Annotated in this window: 19 protein-coding genes and 1 tRNA gene; 9 read left to right on the top strand and 11 right to left on the bottom strand. The window is 69.2% G+C overall.

Annotation, left to right across the window (positions count from 1 at the left end):
* The first annotated feature begins 26 nt into the window (after positions 1-26).
* Complete coding sequence (locus NO930_RS10525; RefSeq protein ID WP_137783260.1) at positions 27-476, top strand: Lrp/AsnC family transcriptional regulator; 450 nt, start codon at positions 27-29, stop codon at positions 474-476.
* A 91-nt stretch (positions 477-567) separates the two neighbouring features.
* Here NO930_RS10525 and NO930_RS10520 read toward each other — a convergent pair whose 3' ends face one another.
* The 5 genes from NO930_RS10520 to NO930_RS10500 form a co-directional block, all read right to left on the bottom strand.
* Positions 568-1,065 (bottom strand): DUF7332 family protein, encoded by a 498-nt coding sequence (locus tag NO930_RS10520; RefSeq protein WP_137783261.1) that lies wholly within the window; start codon positions 1,063-1,065, stop codon positions 568-570.
* 88 nt (positions 1,066-1,153) lie between these two features.
* Positions 1,154-1,525: a methylglyoxal synthase gene (locus tag NO930_RS10515; RefSeq protein ID WP_137783262.1), complete on the bottom strand. Its 372-nt coding sequence runs from the start codon at positions 1,523-1,525 to the stop codon at positions 1,154-1,156.
* 81 nt (positions 1,526-1,606) lie between these two features.
* The gene (locus NO930_RS10510; RefSeq protein WP_137783263.1) at positions 1,607-1,894 is read right to left on the bottom strand and encodes a lipoyl domain-containing protein; all 288 of its coding nucleotides are present in this window, start codon (positions 1,892-1,894) and stop codon (positions 1,607-1,609) included.
* Complete coding sequence (locus tag NO930_RS10505; RefSeq protein ID WP_137783264.1) at positions 1,891-2,919, bottom strand: alpha-ketoacid dehydrogenase subunit beta; 1,029 nt, start codon at positions 2,917-2,919, stop codon at positions 1,891-1,893. Before NO930_RS10505 ends, NO930_RS10510 begins: the two co-directional genes overlap by 4 nt.
* Positions 2,916-3,932 carry a thiamine pyrophosphate-dependent dehydrogenase E1 component subunit alpha gene (locus NO930_RS10500; RefSeq protein WP_137783267.1) on the bottom strand — a complete coding sequence of 339 codons (1,017 nt, stop codon included), beginning with the start codon at positions 3,930-3,932 and terminating at the stop codon, positions 2,916-2,918. The genes NO930_RS10505 and NO930_RS10500 overlap by 4 nt, the downstream gene beginning before the upstream one ends.
* A 149-nt stretch (positions 3,933-4,081) precedes the next feature.
* Here NO930_RS10500 and NO930_RS10495 point away from each other — a divergent pair, with 149 nt between their 5' ends.
* The gene (locus tag NO930_RS10495) at positions 4,082-4,621 is read left to right on the top strand and encodes a CBS domain-containing protein (RefSeq protein ID WP_137783265.1); all 540 of its coding nucleotides are present in this window, start codon (positions 4,082-4,084) and stop codon (positions 4,619-4,621) included.
* A gap of 33 nt (positions 4,622-4,654) precedes the next feature.
* Here NO930_RS10495 and NO930_RS10490 read toward each other — a convergent pair whose 3' ends face one another.
* Positions 4,655-4,843 (bottom strand): hypothetical protein, encoded by a 189-nt coding sequence (locus NO930_RS10490; RefSeq protein WP_137783266.1) that lies wholly within the window; start codon positions 4,841-4,843, stop codon positions 4,655-4,657.
* Positions 4,840-4,968 (bottom strand): hypothetical protein, encoded by a 129-nt coding sequence (locus NO930_RS10485; protein ID WP_255511561.1) that lies wholly within the window; start codon positions 4,966-4,968, stop codon positions 4,840-4,842. Before NO930_RS10485 ends, NO930_RS10490 begins: the two co-directional genes overlap by 4 nt.
* Positions 4,969-5,184: 216 nt before the next feature.
* Here NO930_RS10485 and NO930_RS10480 point away from each other — a divergent pair, with 216 nt between their 5' ends.
* The 3 genes from NO930_RS10480 (at position 5,185) to NO930_RS10470 (ending at position 7,645) form a co-directional block, all read left to right on the top strand.
* Complete coding sequence (locus NO930_RS10480; protein ID WP_199242195.1) at positions 5,185-5,502, top strand: DUF8134 family protein; 318 nt, start codon at positions 5,185-5,187, stop codon at positions 5,500-5,502.
* An 80-nt stretch (positions 5,503-5,582) separates the two neighbouring features.
* On the top strand, positions 5,583-7,331 hold the full coding sequence (locus NO930_RS10475) for a nitrite/sulfite reductase (RefSeq protein WP_256403428.1): 1,749 nt from the start codon (positions 5,583-5,585) through the stop codon (positions 7,329-7,331).
* Positions 7,332-7,333: 2 nt separating this feature from the next.
* Positions 7,334-7,645 carry a DUF6360 family protein gene (locus NO930_RS10470; protein WP_137784410.1) on the top strand — a complete coding sequence of 104 codons (312 nt, stop codon included), beginning with the start codon at positions 7,334-7,336 and terminating at the stop codon, positions 7,643-7,645.
* A gap of 28 nt (positions 7,646-7,673) precedes the next feature.
* Here NO930_RS10470 and NO930_RS10465 read toward each other — a convergent pair whose 3' ends face one another.
* Positions 7,674-8,435: a ribonuclease H-like domain-containing protein gene (locus NO930_RS10465; RefSeq protein WP_256403427.1), complete on the bottom strand. Its 762-nt coding sequence runs from the start codon at positions 8,433-8,435 to the stop codon at positions 7,674-7,676.
* 328 nt (positions 8,436-8,763) lie between these two features.
* Here NO930_RS10465 and NO930_RS10460 point away from each other — a divergent pair, with 328 nt between their 5' ends.
* The gene (locus tag NO930_RS10460; RefSeq protein WP_256403426.1) at positions 8,764-9,522 is read left to right on the top strand and encodes an SOS response-associated peptidase; all 759 of its coding nucleotides are present in this window, start codon (positions 8,764-8,766) and stop codon (positions 9,520-9,522) included.
* Between the two features lie 153 nt (positions 9,523-9,675).
* Positions 9,676-9,927, top strand: coding sequence for a hypothetical protein (locus NO930_RS10455; RefSeq protein WP_256403425.1), 252 nt, complete (start codon positions 9,676-9,678; stop codon positions 9,925-9,927).
* An 82-nt stretch (positions 9,928-10,009) separates the two neighbouring features.
* On the opposite strand, the gene NO930_RS10450 is transcribed toward NO930_RS10455, so the two are convergent.
* The 3 genes from NO930_RS10450 to NO930_RS10440 form a co-directional block, all read right to left on the bottom strand.
* Positions 10,010-11,509, bottom strand: coding sequence for a small ribosomal subunit Rsm22 family protein (locus tag NO930_RS10450; RefSeq protein WP_256403424.1), 1,500 nt, complete (start codon positions 11,507-11,509; stop codon positions 10,010-10,012).
* Positions 11,510-11,547: 38 nt separating this feature from the next.
* Positions 11,548-12,321: an NAD(P)-binding domain-containing protein gene (locus tag NO930_RS10445; RefSeq protein WP_256403423.1), complete on the bottom strand. Its 774-nt coding sequence runs from the start codon at positions 12,319-12,321 to the stop codon at positions 11,548-11,550.
* A gap of 88 nt (positions 12,322-12,409) precedes the next feature.
* On the bottom strand, positions 12,410-13,687 hold the full coding sequence (locus tag NO930_RS10440) for an MFS transporter (protein WP_256403422.1): 1,278 nt from the start codon (positions 13,685-13,687) through the stop codon (positions 12,410-12,412).
* A gap of 392 nt (positions 13,688-14,079) precedes the next feature.
* Between NO930_RS10440 and NO930_RS10435 the strand changes: the two genes are divergently transcribed.
* Together NO930_RS10435 and NO930_RS10430 are read left to right on the top strand one after the other, a co-directional pair.
* A complete protein-coding gene (locus NO930_RS10435; protein WP_256403421.1) occupies positions 14,080-15,024 on the top strand; it encodes an NAD+ synthase in 945 nt (314 codons plus the stop codon).
* 111 nt (positions 15,025-15,135) lie between these two features.
* A tRNA-Gly gene (locus tag NO930_RS10430) sits at positions 15,136-15,206 on the top strand.
* The last annotated feature ends 157 nt before the right edge of the window (positions 15,207-15,363 follow it).

The raw sequence follows: 15,363 nt of genomic DNA, 5'->3' as shown, positions 1-15,363 counted from the left end.
AAGTCCGGCGGATGCGTATCGTACGCATGGAACTCGACGAGACGGACCGCGCCATCCTCCGAATCCTTCAGGCGGATGCACGAACGCCGTTCTCCGAGGTCGCACGCCGCATCGACATGTCCAGTGCGACGGTCCACGACCGGGTGGGTCGCATGGAGGAGGCGGGAGTCATCGAGGGATACCACGCGTCGGTCGACCCCGAGGCGGTCGGGTACGGCGTGAGCGCGTTCGTCGGGCTCCGGGTCGAACAGGGGCGCGAGGAGAACGCGATCGACGGACTTCGCGACGTGGACGAGGTCCGCGAGATCCACCTGACGACCGGCGAGTGGGACGTGCTCCTCCGCGTCGTCGCCGCCGACACCGGGAGCCTCCGAGAACTGATGTTCGACCGGATAGCGGAGATGGACGGCTTCTCGCGGTCACAGACGATGATCATCCTCGAAACGAACTACGAGGAAGACGGTCCTCCGGTCTGACGTCGGGACTCGCCGGCGGTCGAGTCAACGAACGCTGGCGTCGCGTTCGATGACCTCGACCCGCGAACCCGAACGCGACGGCCGGAACACGTCAACACGGGACGACGCCCGCGCTCGATCGGAACGGCGAGCCGCTGTCCCGGTATTCCGTCTCGTCTATCGACCCGCTGAACATCGGGAGGCGGAGTTCGTAGGTATATAGGATGTCGAACGCCGCGAACGGGTCGACGCCGTCCGCGATCGCCTCTCGCGCGGTGAGTCTGACGCCGGCGGCGAGCGTCACGATCGAGTCGTCTTCTAACGTGCCGGCCGCCTCGATTCCGAACTCGTTGCCGACCGCCGGGTCCGTCAACACGGAGAGGTGGACGAGCGCGTCCAGCGTCGCCCCCGTCTCACCTATCGAGATGGGATATCCGTCGCCGGTGAAACACGCCGTCATCGGCTCGACCGAGCCGTCGCTCGGGTCGCCGGGGAGCCCGTCGTCTGCCGCCTGAGCCGGCCCCGTGAGGGCCGCGCCGCTCACAGCCCCCGGAGCCGCGAGGAGCAGCGCGACCGCGACGACGACGCGGAGCCGATCCGGACGCTTCATCGGCGGGTCGTACGACGGCCGGGGGTAAAACATCGCCGGACGGAGTCTCTACGATGATAATCGGCGGCCTCGACGGGACCGAACGCGCTCACCCGTCGCCGAGGAGTCCGTCGACGAGGAGGTCGGCGGAGGCGACGTTCGTCGCCAGCGGGACGTCTTTCACGTCGCACACGCGCAACAGCGCCGAGATGTCCGGCTCGTGTGCCTGCGCGGTGAGCGGGTCCCTGAGGAACACGACGCCGTCTACGGTCCCGTCCGCGATCATCCCGCCGATCTGGAGGTCGCCGCCGTACGGACCCGAGGCCTGTCGATTCACCGCGAGGCCCGTCTCGTCTGCGATCCGCTTTCCCGTCGTCCCGGTCGTCACCAGTTCACACTCTCCGAGGGCGTCAGCGTGAGCGGTGACGAACGCGACCATCTCGTCTTTCAGTTCGTCGTGGGCGATGAGCGCAATGCGCATACCACAGACCGCACGTTCCGTCGATATATAATCCCCCGGCCCGGCCGAGCGAAACCGGGGGAATCGGGCGCTCCGGTGTGCTCACTCGGACCGGAGCCACCCGAGCGTGTCGCCGATCTCGAACGCGTCGTCTTCGTCCACGACGATCTCGTCGAGGGTTCCCGCGACGGGCGCGTGGATATCGACGCTCACCTTCTCCACTTGTATCTCACAGACGGTATCGCCGGCCTGCACCGACCGCCCCTCGCGGGCGAACCAGTCGACGACGATCCCCTCGGTCTCGTCGACGTCCTCCTCCCAGTCGCCGGCGGCGCGAACCGCGACCCGCATCCCGGATCCGCCGTCGGTCACGCGTCTCCGGTCGGTCATTCTCCCGAGACGACCTCGCGGACGCTCGCTTCGATGTCCGTGGCGTCCGGGATGACCTCGTTCTCCATGGGGCGAGCGTACGGGATCGGGACGTCGGGGACGGCGACCCGCTCGACGGCGTCGAGCGCGTCGAGGTCGCCGTCGGCGACGCTCGCGATGATCTCTCCGGTCACGCCGAACGACCGGTAGTCCTCGTCGACGACGACGAGCCGTCCGGTCTTCCGGACGGACTCGAGTATCGTCTCCGTATCGAGGGGAACGAGCGTGCGGAGGTCGATGACCTCCGCGTCGATACCGCCCGCCGCGAGCGACTCCGCCGCGTCGAGCGCCCGGTGGACGTGGAGACCGAGCGTGACGACGGTGACGTCTGCTCCCTCGCGTTTGACGTCCGCCGACCCGAAGGGGATCGTGTAGTCCGTCTCCGGGACGGGCGTCTTCGGCCCGTCCGGGGCCGGCATCCAGCCGATACCCATCAGCCGCTTGTGGAACAGGTACATGACCGGGTCGTCGTCGCGGATCGCGTTGTGCATCAGCCCCTTCGCGTCGTACGCCGTCGACGGAACGACGACCTTCAGCCCCGGCACGTGCGCGAACGTCCCGTACAGCGTCTGTGAGTGCTGGGCGGCGTCGTTGTACGTTCCGCCGACGGCGGCCGTGAGAACGAGCGGGACGTTCACGTTCCCCCCGCTCATGTAGGTGTTCTTCGCGAGCTGGTTGTAGATCTGGTCCATCGCGACCCCGAAGAAGTCCACGAACATCAGCTCCGCTATGGGTCGCATCCCCTCTTGGGCGGCGCCGACGGCGGCCCCGAGGTACGCCGTCTCGCTTATCGGCACGTCCATGATCCGGTCGCGGCCGAACTCGTCGAGGAGCCCTTGGGTGCTGTCGAAGATACCGCCGTAGTCGGCTACGTCTTCGCCCATGTAGAAGACCTCCTCGTTCGCGCGCATCTCGTGGGCGATCGACTCCACCATCGCTCGGCTCATCGTCAGCTCGCGGTCGACCGCGTCGTCCGCGTCGCTCATCGGTCGTCACCTCCTGCGAGATCGAAGTCGGGCTCCTCCGTCGTCACGCCCGACGGCGGGTTGACGAACACGTCGTCGTAAGCGTCCTCGGGAGCCGGCTGCGGCTGCTCTTTCGCCCACGCGATCGCCTCCTCGACCCGCTCTTCCGCGTCGCCGCGAATCGCCGAGAGGTCGTCGTCGCCGAGGCCGTGGTCGCGGAGCGTCGATTCGAGCCTGTCGATCGAGTCGCGAGCGAGCGCCGCCTCCTCGTCGTCGTCGGGGCGGTACGTCTGTGGATCGCCCATGAAGTGGCCCATCCGGCGGTGGACCTGCACCTCCAAGAGGGTCGGTCCGTTCTGGTCGCGCGCGCGGCCGATCGCCTCCCCGGCCGCCTCGTAGACGGCGAGGGCGTCGTCGCGGTCGACGCGGAAGCCGGGCATGTCGAATCCGGCCGCCCTGTCCGAGCCGTTCTCCACGTCGGTGACGCGCTCTTTCGGCATGCTTATCGCCCAGTCGTTGTCCTCCACGACGAACACGACCGGCAGGTCGTGAACGCTCGCGAAGTTCAGCGATTCGAGGAACGCTCCCTGATCGATCGCGCCCTCGCCGAGGAACGCGACCGCCACGGAGTCCTCGTTTCGCTTCTTCGCCGCCAGCGCCGCCCCGGCGGCCGGCGGACACCCCTCGGCGATGATCCCGCTACAGGCGAAGTTCACGTCGGGGTCGAACAGGTGCATGTGACCGCCTTTCCCCTTGCCGAGTCCCGTCTTCCGTCCGAATATCTCTGCGGTCATCCGCTTCAGGTCCACGCCCTTCGCGATCGCGACGTGGTGTGGTCGGTGCGGCGCGGTCACGGTGTCGTCCGCTCGGAGGTGGTGACAAACGCCGACGGCCGCCGCCTCCTGTCCCGCCGCGAGGTGGAGTTCTCCGGGGATCGGTCCCGCCGAGATGTCGAACGCCGGCTGTTTCCCCTCCAGATACTCCTCCTGTAAGCGCTCCTCGTAGTGGCGCGCCGTGACCATGTCGGCGTACAACTCCCGCATCCTGCCCAGTGATACCATGACACGGTATCGTACACGATCGATGATAGTGTTTCCGGCGGCAGTCGGACGTCCGGAACTGTCCCGCTGCGATATCGGACGCCGTCGAAACCTTTTCTAATAACCCGGAGTTATCCGTCGGTATGGAACTTCCGACGCCACAGGACCTCCGCGAGCGCCGAACGGACCTCGAGTTGACACAGAGTGAACTCGCGGAGGCGGCCGACGTCTCACAGCCGCTCATCGCGCGGATCGAGGGCGGTGACGTCGACCCGCGGCTCTCGACGCTGCGTCGGATCGTCAACGCGCTCCACGCGGCCGAAGGCGAGGTCGTCCGCGCGACCGACCTGATGAACGAGACGGTCATCAGCGTCGCGCCCGACGACGCGGTTCGTGAGGCGGTCGAACTGATGGAAGCGGAGGCGTACTCGCAGTTACCGGTCCTCCAGAACGGGGTGCCGGTCGGGTCGATCAGCCAAGGCGACGTGATCCACGCCGGCGACAACGTCGGGGAGCACCCGGTCAGCGAGGTGATGAGCGAGTCGTTCCCCACCGTCGCGCCGAGCGCGACGGTCGACGAGGTCCGGAACCTCCTCGACCACTACAAGGCCGTGATGGTCACCGACGGGGGCGAGACGGTCGGCATCATCACGGAGGCCGACATCGCGGCACACCTGTCCTAGCGCGCGTTTCTGACGCGTGCGCGTCCGCTGAAGCTACTCCCGTCCCTCGGAGAGCTTCTCCCAGATCTCCGTACATCCCGCGCCGTCTTCGAGGTCGTCGAGGTGGCTCGCGTCGCCGTCCGCCGGTCGCGGACCGTCGTCGGCGTCGTCGCTCGGGGCCGCGCCGTGTTCGGTCTCGGACTCCGACTCGTCCGTCGACGGCGGTGCGGTGTCGAGCGTCATCGGCCCTCTCCGTCTGCGTCGCGCTCGAACAGCTCCGGTGCCACGTCCGCGGACGCGTGCTCTCTGTGCTCCGCACTCGCCGGAACGGCGGAGGGCGCTTTCGATCCGGTAGTCGGGTCGGTCATCGATATGGTCCACGGCCCACCGGGCCATAAGCGGCCGTTCAGGAGTAATTCGCACCACTACTCGGGGATACCGGAACCGGTGTCCGGTACTCGTGACGACGGCGCGGCGACCGTTCGCGCCTCAGTCCGGCGATTTCGCCTGTTCGAGGCGTCACGGAAACGCCGGCCGTTTGCACGCACCGACACGCATTGACGGCCTCGCGCCTAATTCGACCCGTGACAACTCGCCTGCGAGTCCTCGACGACGGGGCGTGGATCTCCGTCGACGACCACCGAGAAGTGCGCGTTAGCGAACTGTGGCGGCTCGACACCGACGAATTCTGTGGCTGCGATCTCGCCGATCTGGTCGTCGAGAACTTCCAGACCGTCGGCGTCGACGGGTCGACCGTCGAGGTCCGCGTGTACGGACAGTGTATCGCCTGCGGCGCGTCCGGAACGACCGGCTGGATACCCGTCGGACGGATTCGCGACGGTTCCTTCGCCGCAATCGATCGGTCCGCTATCAGACGGCCACGCCCCGAGACGAACCAGTAACAGTTGCCGCTTCGGGGCAGCACCGGGGAAGGTTGACTCGACGCAGTCGCCTATGTGATGGGGGCGTGTAGGCGATATCGATGCCAACGGACGTCGAAAACTGGAAGTCGGAGGTCTACGGGTCGGAGATCCGAGACCACCTGTTCGAGTTCGCCGAACGGGGGTTCGACTCGATCCCCGACGACGAGCGGGACGCGTGGTTCGAGCGGTTCAAGTGGTGGGGCCTGTACCACCAGCGGAACGGACAGGAAGGGTACTTCATGATGCGGATCGGGACGCCGAACGGCGTGCTCGAACCGGGGCAGCTCCGCGTCGTCGGTGAGATAGCCGACGAGTACGCCCGGGGTCCGGGAACGAACCCGATCTTCGGCGACGCGTACGCCGACTTCACCACCCGCCAGTCGATCCAGCTCCACTGGATCGAACTCTCGGACGTGCCCGCCATCTTCGAGAAGCTCGAAGCGAACGGGCTCTCGACTCAGCAGGCCTGTGGCGACTCGTGGCGGAACATCGTCGGCAACCCCGTGGCCGGCAAGGACGCCCAAGAGGTCATCGACGCGTGGCCCGTGATCCGCGACCTCAACGAGACGTTCAAGGGGAACGACGACCACTCGAACCTCCCGCGGAAGTGGAAGGTGTCGGTGACCGGCTCCGCCGACGGTTCGGGTCAGGGCGACATCAACGACCTCGCCTTCGAGCCCGCGTACAAGGAGGTCGACGGCGAGGACGTCGTCGGATTCAACGTCCGCGTCGGCGGCGGCCTCTCGCGCAACGAGCCGCGGCTCGCCCGCGACATCGACGTCTGGGTCTCGCCCGAGCGCGTCTCCGACGTGGCCGGCGGGCTCTCGGCGCTGTTCCGAGACAACGGCGACCGCGAGGACCGCTACAACGCTCGGATCAAGTTCCTCGTCGACGAGTGGGGAGCCGAGAGGGTCCGCGAGACGCTCCAAGAGGAGTACGTCGACTTCGATCTGCACACCGCCGGCCGCGACGTCCGCGAGGAGTACACGTACAACACGGGCGCTGGCGAGCGGAACGATCTCATCGGAATCCACGACCAGAAGGACGGGACGAACTTCGTCGGCCTGAACGTCCTCGTCGGGCGGATGGGTGCCGAAGACGTCCTCGAACTCGCGGACGTCGCCGAGGAGTACGGCTCCGGCGAGGTGCGTCTCTCACAGCGCCAGAACGTCATCGTGACCGACGTGCCGGACGACGCGATCGACGACCTGCTCGACGAGCCGATATTGGAGCACTACTCGCCGTCGCCGTCGCCGTTCATGCGCGGCTCCGTCGCGTGTACCGGCACCGAGTACTGCTCGCTGTCCATCGTCGAGACGAAGAACCGACAGGTCCGGTACGCCCGGTGGCTCAAGGAGAACGTCGAACTGCCCGACGACGTCGACCAGTTCCACATCCACCTCTCGGGCTGTACGGCCTCCTGCGCGCAGCCGCAGATCGCCGACGTGAGCCTCCGCGGCATGAAGACGCGTAAGGACGGCGAGCCCGTGGAGGCGCTCGACGTCGGTCTCGGCGGCGGCCTCGGCGCTGAGCCGCAGTTCGCCCGGTGGGTAACCCAGCGCGTCCCGGCCGACGAGGTCCCGGGCGCGATCGCGAACCTGATCGACACCTTCGCCGCCGAGCGCGAGGAGGGCGAGTCGTTCCGGGCGTTCGTCGCCCGCCACGACGACGACGAACTGGACGCGTTCGTCGACCCCGAGGAGACCGACTACGACGACCCCATGATGCACAACACGAAGCGGACGTGGTACCCGTACGCCGAGGACGACTCGCTCGATTCGGCGCCACCCGCGCCGGCGGACGACTGATGATGGCCGACAGGCTGCTTCGGGTGAACGCGTACACCACTCTCGATCTGGTCGACGGCCGCGCCCGCGGCCACGAGTTCGAGGCGGACGCGCCGGGCGTGGTAAACGTCACGGCCCCGCGGGAGGACCCGGAGCACGTGACGCTACAGGTCGAACTCGACGGGACGGACACCGACGCGCTCGCGCCGCACGCCGACGAGATCGACCTCTCGCCGGCGCAGGCGCGGACGCTCGGCGACGCGCTGGAGTCGACCGCCGATCGCGTCGAGGCGGCGCGAGCCGATTCGTCCGCCGACGGCGACGCCGACCGGTAGCGGGGCGTTCCGTCGGTTTCTCACCGCGCTACAGCTCACGCTCGTCGACGAAGACGCTCTCGTGAAGCGACTCACAGACCACGTCGGCGAGCGTGCGCAGGTTCTCCGCGTCCTCTCGGTTGTACGAGACGAGCGTGTCGAGTGCGTCCTCGTCGCCGCGCTCGTACTCGCGCCACAGCCGGACCGCGTCGCGCCCGGAGATGTCCGGCCGGTCGCGCTCGATACCGAGCTGCTTCTCGATGGGTTTCAGTCCGCCCGAGAGCCCGATCCGCTTCGCCGGGTACATCAGGTCGAGGTGCGGCGTGTCGACCTCGATATCGAATGAACTCTCTAAGAACGGAACGTCGAAGCGAGCCCCGTTGAACGTCGCGAGCAGGCTGGCGTCGCGGAACTCCGCGGCGATCGCCTCGGCTGTGAGGTCCTCGCCGGCGACGAGCGTCGTCGTCTCGCCGTCGCGGTGGAAGCTCACCGTGGTGACCCGGTCGCGGTGCTCGTCGAGCCCCGTGGTCTCGATGTCGAAGAAACACGTCTCCGACCGGAAGTTCTCGTAAAGCCGCCAGCGCTCCCCGCTCGGGAACGCGCGGTCGAAGTAGGCGGCGTCGCCGTCGTCGAGCCGGGTCAGCGCCTCGGCGATGAACGACTCGATCCGCGTTGCGGTCGCGTCCCCGACGCCTGCGACCCCGACGCCGGGATCGAACGCCTCCCACGTCGTGACCCCGGACCGCCAGAGCCGGCGCTCCGTCGTCTCGCCGACGCCCTCGACCGGGATGAAGCTGTTCTCGATGCGCATACCCGACCGCGGCGTCGCGCCGGTAAAAAGCCGACGGGAGCGAGAGCGCCGACAGTTCATAAACGAGGCGCCGAAGGCCATACCAAGCGCGATAGCGCACGGCCGTCATCGACCGGCGCGCCGCCGAGCGGCCGCTTACGAGCGGGCGCGAGGGGCTCGCGAGGGAGGCGCCGGGCGGACGTGAGACGGTTCGCGTCCGCCGGACGCCGAGGCTGGGGAGGGACGAGGGCGGCGCTCGGCCGACCGCCCCGTGCCGACCCGCGTCGGCCGGTCGAACCGTCCTGTCCCGCTTCGCATTTAACTACTCGCCGCACGAATCACCGACAGAATGTGCGGCCGCTACACCCTGTTCACGCCCGCCGCCGACCTCGAAGCGCGGTTCGACGCCGACTTCGGTGGCCACGAGCCGAGCTACAACTGCGCGCCCGGCCAGTCGCTCCCGGTGATCACCGGCGAGGACCCTGCGGCCGCGACGCGGATGGAGTGGGGGCTCACCCCGCGCTGGGCCGACGAGTCGTTCGATCTGATAAACGCCCGCGCGGAGACCGTCCGCGAGAAGCGGAGCTTCGCCGACGCCTTCGAGCGCCGGCGGTGTCTGGTGCCCGCGGACGGGTTCTACGAGTGGGTCGAGCGCCCCGACGACTCCGCCGGACGCTCGTCCGGAAAACGGCCGTACCGGGTCGCCTTCGCGGACGATCGGCCGTTCGCGATGGCGGGGATCTACGAGCGGTGGGAACCGCCCGAGCCGGAGACGACCCAGACCGGGCTCGACGCTTTCGGCGACGCGAGAAACGGGGCCGACGACGGGGGTGACGCGGTCGACGACGGGAGCGGCGGCGACGTGGTCGAGACGTTCGCGGTCCTCACGACCGAGCCGAACGACCTCGTCGCCGACCTCCACCACCGGATGGCCGTCATCCTCGGCCCGGACGAGGAGGAGGCGTGGCTCCGGGGCGACTCCGCCGAGGCCGCCGACCTGTTGGACCCGTATCCCGCCGACGACATGACCGCCCACCCGGTGTCGACGCGGGTGAACTCGCCCGCGGTCGACGCGCCGGAGCTGATCGAGCCGGTCGGCGCGGAGTGATAGCGCGGAGTGACGGCGACGAGCCGGACGCCACGCTGACGCGCCCGGGACCGCCCGACGCCCTGCTGACGCGCCCGGGACCGCCCGACTCTCCCGCGTCGTCGACCTCGCGGAGGAACGTTTTTGACTCTCGTCACGGTAGTTGGTCGCGTTATGCCACTCCCCCTCCAAGGCATTCCCGTCGGTCCGGAACTGTTCGTTCTGCTCGTGGTTCCCGTGTTTTTCGCCCTCGTGGCGGTGATCGTCTCGGCGCTCATCTATCGCGACGCGAAGCGTCGCGACAGCGGACACGCGATAGCGTGGACAGTCGGCGCGTTCTTCGGCGGTCTGATCGTCTGGGTCCTCTACTTCGTCGTCCGGGACGAGATCGGTCGGAGCGGCTCGGCGACAGGAAGCGGACTCTGACCGCGTTCGCGGACTCAGCTTCGTTCGCGGACCCCCTGCGTTCGCGGACTCGCTGCGCCGGATCCCCACGGATCTGGAGCCGTCAGGGCGCGACGAGGTCGACGACCGTCTCGTCGTCGACGACCACGTTGTATGCGCCCTCGTCGTCGTTCCAGAGGACGAGCCCGTTCTCGACGAAGACGACCGCGCCGTAGCCGGCCTCGCGGAGGTCGCGGTTCAACGCCGTCTCCCGGGTGCAGACGAGGTAGTGGTCGACCGTCTGTGATCCGTCACCGACGAGGTACAGCGCGTTGTCGCCGCCGCTGAGGTCGTGGCTGAGCTTCACCGCGAGCAGGTTCACCCGGTCCGTGACGTGCGACTCGGAGTCGGCCATGGGCGCGCACCGGTCCGCGCTCGCGCGCACGTCCACCCGCCGTCTCCCGTCCGGTCTGAGGATCGCGTACGCGAACTGCACGTCGACGTTGACGAACTCGCCGGGCTCGTCTCCCGCCTCGCGCGCGGCCGCCTCGTCGAGCCGGCGCTGGAACGGCGGCACGTCGAGGTCGGACGCGACGTCGAACGACCACCCGCCGTCGGCGGGCGTCGCGTCCGGCCACAGGCGGAGCGTCGGCGCGTACACGGACACGCCGGATTCGGGGGTCGCGACCGCGCGCTCGACCTCCCGGAGCCCCATCGCGGTGTTGCGGTCGGCGGGCGCGAACGCGACGACGCTCCCGTCGGCCGCGAGCCGGTCGAGCGCGGCCTCGACGACCGCGACCGGGTCGTCCAACTCCGAGAGGACGTTGCCGAACACGATCAGGTCGAACTCCTCGTCGCTGTCATCGGTGCCGGCCGCTTCGTCTGCGTCGCCCGCGTCGTCGGCGTTGTCTACGTCGTCTGCGCCGTCGGCTCCGCCCTCGGTCCCCAGGAATTCCTCCGCCGTCGTCCGATGGATCGTCGACCGGAAGTTGCGCCCCGTCTCGTCGAGCATGTGGTCCAGCACGTCGGCGGCCGCGCTCGGCTCCACCGCGTGGTAGTCGACGACGGCGTCGTCCGGCAGGTAGTCGTGGAGTCCGAGCGCCGGGCCGCCGACGCCCGCGCCCACGTCGAGGACTCGGAGCGTCCGGTCGATAAGGCCGTTCTCCGCGAGGTCGTCGAGCACGTAGCCGACCGTCGCGTAGTACGCCGGCAGGTGATACGTGGCGTAGCCGAGCGCGGCGACGCGGTCGTAGGCCACGTCGTTCTCGTAGAGGTAATCCGTCTTCAGCCGCCGGACGGTTTCCCGAAGTCGATCGCCGGACTCCCCGCGGTGCCAGTTCGCGCCGAACTCGCCGACCAGGAGGTCTTCGAGCGCGAACGAGTACGCGTCCGGGAGCGCCGTCGGCGACCAACTCGGAGCCGGGATCGGTCCCGCTTCCACGGGTTCGAAGGTTCCGTCGTCGCGTTCGCGGAGCCGGAGGTCGAACGCTTCTTCGCGGAGCGTCTCGCGGACGACCGCCGGATGCGGCGTCCCCTCCACGTACTCCGCGATCTCGTCGGGGTCGATCGGTCTGACGTTTCGCAGGTAGTTCGCGTTGTTCCGGACTGCCTCTCGGTCTATCATTGGTGTGTCGTCTCCGTCTCGGGTCCGCCTCGCTCTCCTCACTCGTGTCGCTCCCGCCCCTCGTGGTCGCCGCGGGCCGCCTCGTACAGGGACGCGAACGCCTCGCCGTCCGCGTCTGCGATCTCGCGGGCCGCCGCCGCGACCTCGTCCGCCCCGTCGAACGCGCGCTGGATCTCGGCGTACACCTCGGGCGCGCCCTCGGTCACCGTGTCCGCGACCTCGTCGAGCGCGGCCGAGACGGGCGTGTGAAACTCCTCGCGCACGTCGTCGCCAGCGAGTCGCCACGCCAGCACGGCCGCGTGCGCGCCCGCCTGAACCGTCTCCATCGCCTCGTCGTGTTCCGCGGGCGTCGTCTCGAACACGTCGTTGCCGCCCGCCGCGATAGCGGCGGAGATCCCCTCGACGACGGGACCGTCGGCGTCGATGACGGCGGCGACGTTGCCGGGAACGCGCGGCGGGGCGAAGAGCGGGTGGTAGCTCGCGCGTTCGAGCGCCGGCGCGTGCTCGCGCATCGCCGCGACCGCCTCCGTCATCTCGCCCGACACGTCCACCATCGCCCGCTCCGCGCGGGGCGCGTACGCCTCGACCGCGGCGGGAACCGCCGACATCGGCACCGCGAGACACACCGCGTCGTGTGTCGTGTCGCCGTCGGCCGGGACTACGTCGGCGTCGCGACTCTCGGCCGCGTCGGCGGCGACATCGGGATCGCGGTCCGCGAAGGCGACCGTCGCGTCGAGCGGCGACTCGTCGGCCCCGACCGTGTCGGCGATCCAGCGGCCGATCTCGCCCGCCCCGACGATCAGGAGGTCCATCTGTCGTCCGTACGGATGGCGCGGGTGCGGTAAAAAGGCTCGACTCGGGCGGCCGTTCGGTCAGGCGGGCCCGTCGACCGGGTCCCGCTCACTCCGAGACCGACCGGTCGGTCTCGAACAGCCCGCCGACTCCCCTCCCGGGCGCGATCGCTTTCACCGCCGGGAGCAGGGCGATCGCGATGGCGAGTTCGAGGCCGCCGACAGCGAGGAACGCCGGCGTGTACCCGAACAGGTCCGTGGTGCCGCCGCCGACGAGGAACCCCGTGAGGAAACCGAGCGAGCCGAACACGTTGAAAAGCCCCATCGCCGCGCCGCGCGCCTCCGGATCGACGAGGTCGGTGACGAGCGCCATCGTCGCCGGTGCCATGAACGCCCCGCAGACGCCGACGAGCACCATCAGGCCGGCCGCGACCGGGTATATCGGTGCGACACCGACACCGATCGTGACGACGCCGTACGCGAGCGACCCCGCGACGACCGGGAGGAATCTCCCGATCCGATCCGACAGCGACCCGAACGGGGCCTGCAACAGCGCGAACGGGACGAAAAACAGCGCGAGCGTCGCGCCCGCGCCCGCAGCCGAGAGGCCGAACGTCGTCGGGTCCTGGAAGTAGTACACACCGACCAGCGCGAAGAAGCCGGCGGTGAGCCGGTCGATGAATCCGAACGCGAGCGGAACCAACAGCCCGGGCGTCGACCGCGTCCGGTCGAGCACGGCACGGAAGCCGACGCCGGTCTCGTCCCCGTCGTCACCGGAGAGTCTCCCCTCGCCACCGTCCCCGCGCCGGGCTTCCGCGATCGCCTCCTCGTCGACCGTCGCCGCGACGGCCGCGGCGGCCGCGAGCACCGCCGCCCCGGCGTACACCGGATAGAAGGTGTTCATATCGGCGAGCGCGCCGCCGACGACGGACCCGATCGCCGCGCCGAGTCCGATAGCGAGCCCCGCGGTGCCCATGTTGCGACCGTTGCCGCCGCGCAGATCCATCAGCGAAGTGATCGCGAGCGAGAACGCCCCGATCGTGAGCGCGCCGCCGCCGACCCGGACGGCGAGGACCGCGTCGAAGCCGAGACCGAATCGGGGCAGCGCCGCGAGCGCGACGTAGGAGGCCGCGCCGCCGAGTGCCCCGACGACGACGAGCGGGAGCCGCCGACCGAGGGCGTCGCTCGCGGCCCCCCAGACGACCGCGAAGGCGACGAACGCGCCGAACTCCGCGACGAGGAACCACATTCCGGCGTCGATCCCGGCGGGCGCGCCGAGCGCGACCACGAGGTCGGGGACCCCCGGATACAAGAGCACCTGCGAGATCAACACCGCGAGTACGACCGCTCCGAGCCGGCGACGCGTCCCGCGGTCCGCCTCCGTCATGGGGTTATAACCGGCGCGCGCGCTCAAAAGGCCGACGCTCCGCGGTGGCCCGGGCGCGTGAGAGGCCTCGGACGCCTCGTACCGGCGTCAGCCCACACCGACGCCTGCGCTCGCGGATCGTATCGTTTACCTGCTAGCCGCACTGATACCTTGGATTTCGACACGAATATAATTATTAATCGATTATTAGTGCAGATACACTACCGTAGACGCAGTATTCCTTAAATAATGTGTACCACGAGTATTTATTCGCTCGTTGGGAACCGCCGCGTGAACATGAGCGATCGAATCGCCGTTCCGGTCGCGCTCGCGTCGCCCGCGGCCGACACCGCTCGATCGGATCGCGGAGGAGACGACCGGCGTCGCGCCGCCGGCGACGGAGGGTCGCGGCGATGAGTGACCGCGGACCGTCGGCGTTCGAGTCCGACGCGCTCGACGAGCGGGCGGCGTCTGGCACCCGGGGCTCCCGGTCGTCGGACGGGCTCGACGCCGGACCGCGCCCGGGGGAGTCGGGTGACGACGCGGACGCGCCCCTCGACGCGGCGGACCCCGCGGCAGAGCGTGAGCGCGTCTGTGCGTTCATCGAGCGGACGGTCGAAGACGCGGCCGCAGACGGCGTCGTCGTCGCCATGAGCGGCGGGCTCGACTCCACCGTGACGGCGGCGCTGGCCGTCGAGGCGCTCGGCTCCGAGAACGTGTACGGGCTGATACTCCCGTGTAACAAGATCGGGGCACCGCACGCGAGGGACGCGGAGGCCCTCGCGGACGCGCTCGGGATCGACCACGACACGGTCCACCTCCAGCCGCTCTTCGCGCAGTTCGGCGCGGTCGCGCCGGAGCGGTTCGACCTCCACGACGACCCGGTCCGCTCCGGCAACGCGATCGCGCGGCTCCGGATGACGATTGCGTACCTCGCCGCGAACGCGACGGGCCGGCTCGTCTGCGGCACGAGCAACCGGAGCGAGCGGCTGCTCGGCTACCTCACGAAGTACGGCGACGGCGCGGCCGACCTCCTGCCGCTCGGTCACCTGTACAAGACGGACGTCCGCGCGCTCGCGGCCGAGATCGACGTGCCGCAGTTCGTCGTCGAGAAGCCGCCGACGGCGGGGTTCCTCCCCGGACAGCGGGATGAGGAGGACCTCGGTGCGCCCTACGAGACGATCGACCGCGTGCTCCGTCTCGGGGTCGACCGAGGCCTCGATCCGGAGGCGATCGCGGAGCGTCTGGACTCGACGGACTGCGTCGACGCGGCGACGGTCGCCGACCTGCTCGCGCGACACCGCGCGACCGCGCACAAGCGCGGACCGCCGTCGATACCGACGGATCCCGATGAGTGACATGAGTGACCCCCGCGGGCGGCGACCCGCCGACCCGGGACCGCCGGGTCGGGTCCGACCGGCCGCCGGAAACGCTACGTTGAAGTGTCGCGGTCGGGTACCGGCGAGTGCGCACCGTTGGTCCAGTGGTAGGACATTAGCTTCCCAAGCTAATAGCCCGGGTTCAATTCCCGGACGGTGCACTTCTCGAACGTAGTGAGAGAAATCACCGTCCGGGAATTGAACCCTGAAAGCCGCAGCCCGGAACGGCCGACCGGAGCGAGGTCGCACGCTCGGACCGGCTTCCTCTGGTTCGATTCCCGGACGGTGCACTCTTTTCAGCCGCGCCCCGTCCGTTGT

It is taken from the genome of Halorubrum salinum (genome assembly GCF_024494575.1).
Taxonomy (GTDB): domain Archaea; phylum Halobacteriota; class Halobacteria; order Halobacteriales; family Haloferacaceae; genus Halorubrum; species Halorubrum salinum.
This window is presented reverse-complemented; position numbering and strand designations above follow the sequence as displayed.

Excerpts from the sequence above, each read along its gene's own strand:
- NO930_RS10525 (WP_137783260.1), top strand. The coding sequence starts at position 27 with ATGGAACTCGACGAGACGGACCGCGCCATCCTCCGAATCCTTCAGGCG.
- NO930_RS10520 (WP_137783261.1), bottom strand. The coding sequence starts at position 1,065 with ATGAAGCGTCCGGATCGGCTCCGCGTCGTCGTCGCGGTCGCGCTGCTC.
- NO930_RS10515 (WP_137783262.1), bottom strand. The coding sequence starts at position 1,525 with ATGCGCATTGCGCTCATCGCCCACGACGAACTGAAAGACGAGATGGTC.
- NO930_RS10510 (WP_137783263.1), bottom strand. The coding sequence starts at position 1,894 with ATGACCGACCGGAGACGCGTGACCGACGGCGGATCCGGGATGCGGGTC.
- NO930_RS10505 (WP_137783264.1), bottom strand. The coding sequence starts at position 2,919 with ATGAGCGACGCGGACGACGCGGTCGACCGCGAGCTGACGATGAGCCGA.
- NO930_RS10495 (WP_137783265.1), top strand. The coding sequence starts at position 4,082 with ATGGAACTTCCGACGCCACAGGACCTCCGCGAGCGCCGAACGGACCTC.
- NO930_RS10490 (WP_137783266.1), bottom strand. The coding sequence starts at position 4,843 with ATGACGCTCGACACCGCACCGCCGTCGACGGACGAGTCGGAGTCCGAG.
- NO930_RS10485 (WP_255511561.1), bottom strand. The coding sequence starts at position 4,968 with ATGACCGACCCGACTACCGGATCGAAAGCGCCCTCCGCCGTTCCGGCG.
- NO930_RS10475 (WP_256403428.1), top strand. The coding sequence starts at position 5,583 with ATGCCAACGGACGTCGAAAACTGGAAGTCGGAGGTCTACGGGTCGGAG.
- NO930_RS10470 (WP_137784410.1), top strand. The coding sequence starts at position 7,334 with ATGGCCGACAGGCTGCTTCGGGTGAACGCGTACACCACTCTCGATCTG.
- NO930_RS10465 (WP_256403427.1), bottom strand. The coding sequence starts at position 8,435 with ATGCGCATCGAGAACAGCTTCATCCCGGTCGAGGGCGTCGGCGAGACG.
- NO930_RS10460 (WP_256403426.1), top strand. The coding sequence starts at position 8,764 with ATGTGCGGCCGCTACACCCTGTTCACGCCCGCCGCCGACCTCGAAGCG.
- NO930_RS10455 (WP_256403425.1), top strand. The coding sequence starts at position 9,676 with ATGCCACTCCCCCTCCAAGGCATTCCCGTCGGTCCGGAACTGTTCGTT.
- NO930_RS10450 (WP_256403424.1), bottom strand. The coding sequence starts at position 11,509 with ATGATAGACCGAGAGGCAGTCCGGAACAACGCGAACTACCTGCGAAAC.
- NO930_RS10445 (WP_256403423.1), bottom strand. The coding sequence starts at position 12,321 with ATGGACCTCCTGATCGTCGGGGCGGGCGAGATCGGCCGCTGGATCGCC.
- NO930_RS10440 (WP_256403422.1), bottom strand. The coding sequence starts at position 13,687 with ATGACGGAGGCGGACCGCGGGACGCGTCGCCGGCTCGGAGCGGTCGTA.
- NO930_RS10435 (WP_256403421.1), top strand. The coding sequence starts at position 14,080 with ATGAGTGACCGCGGACCGTCGGCGTTCGAGTCCGACGCGCTCGACGAG.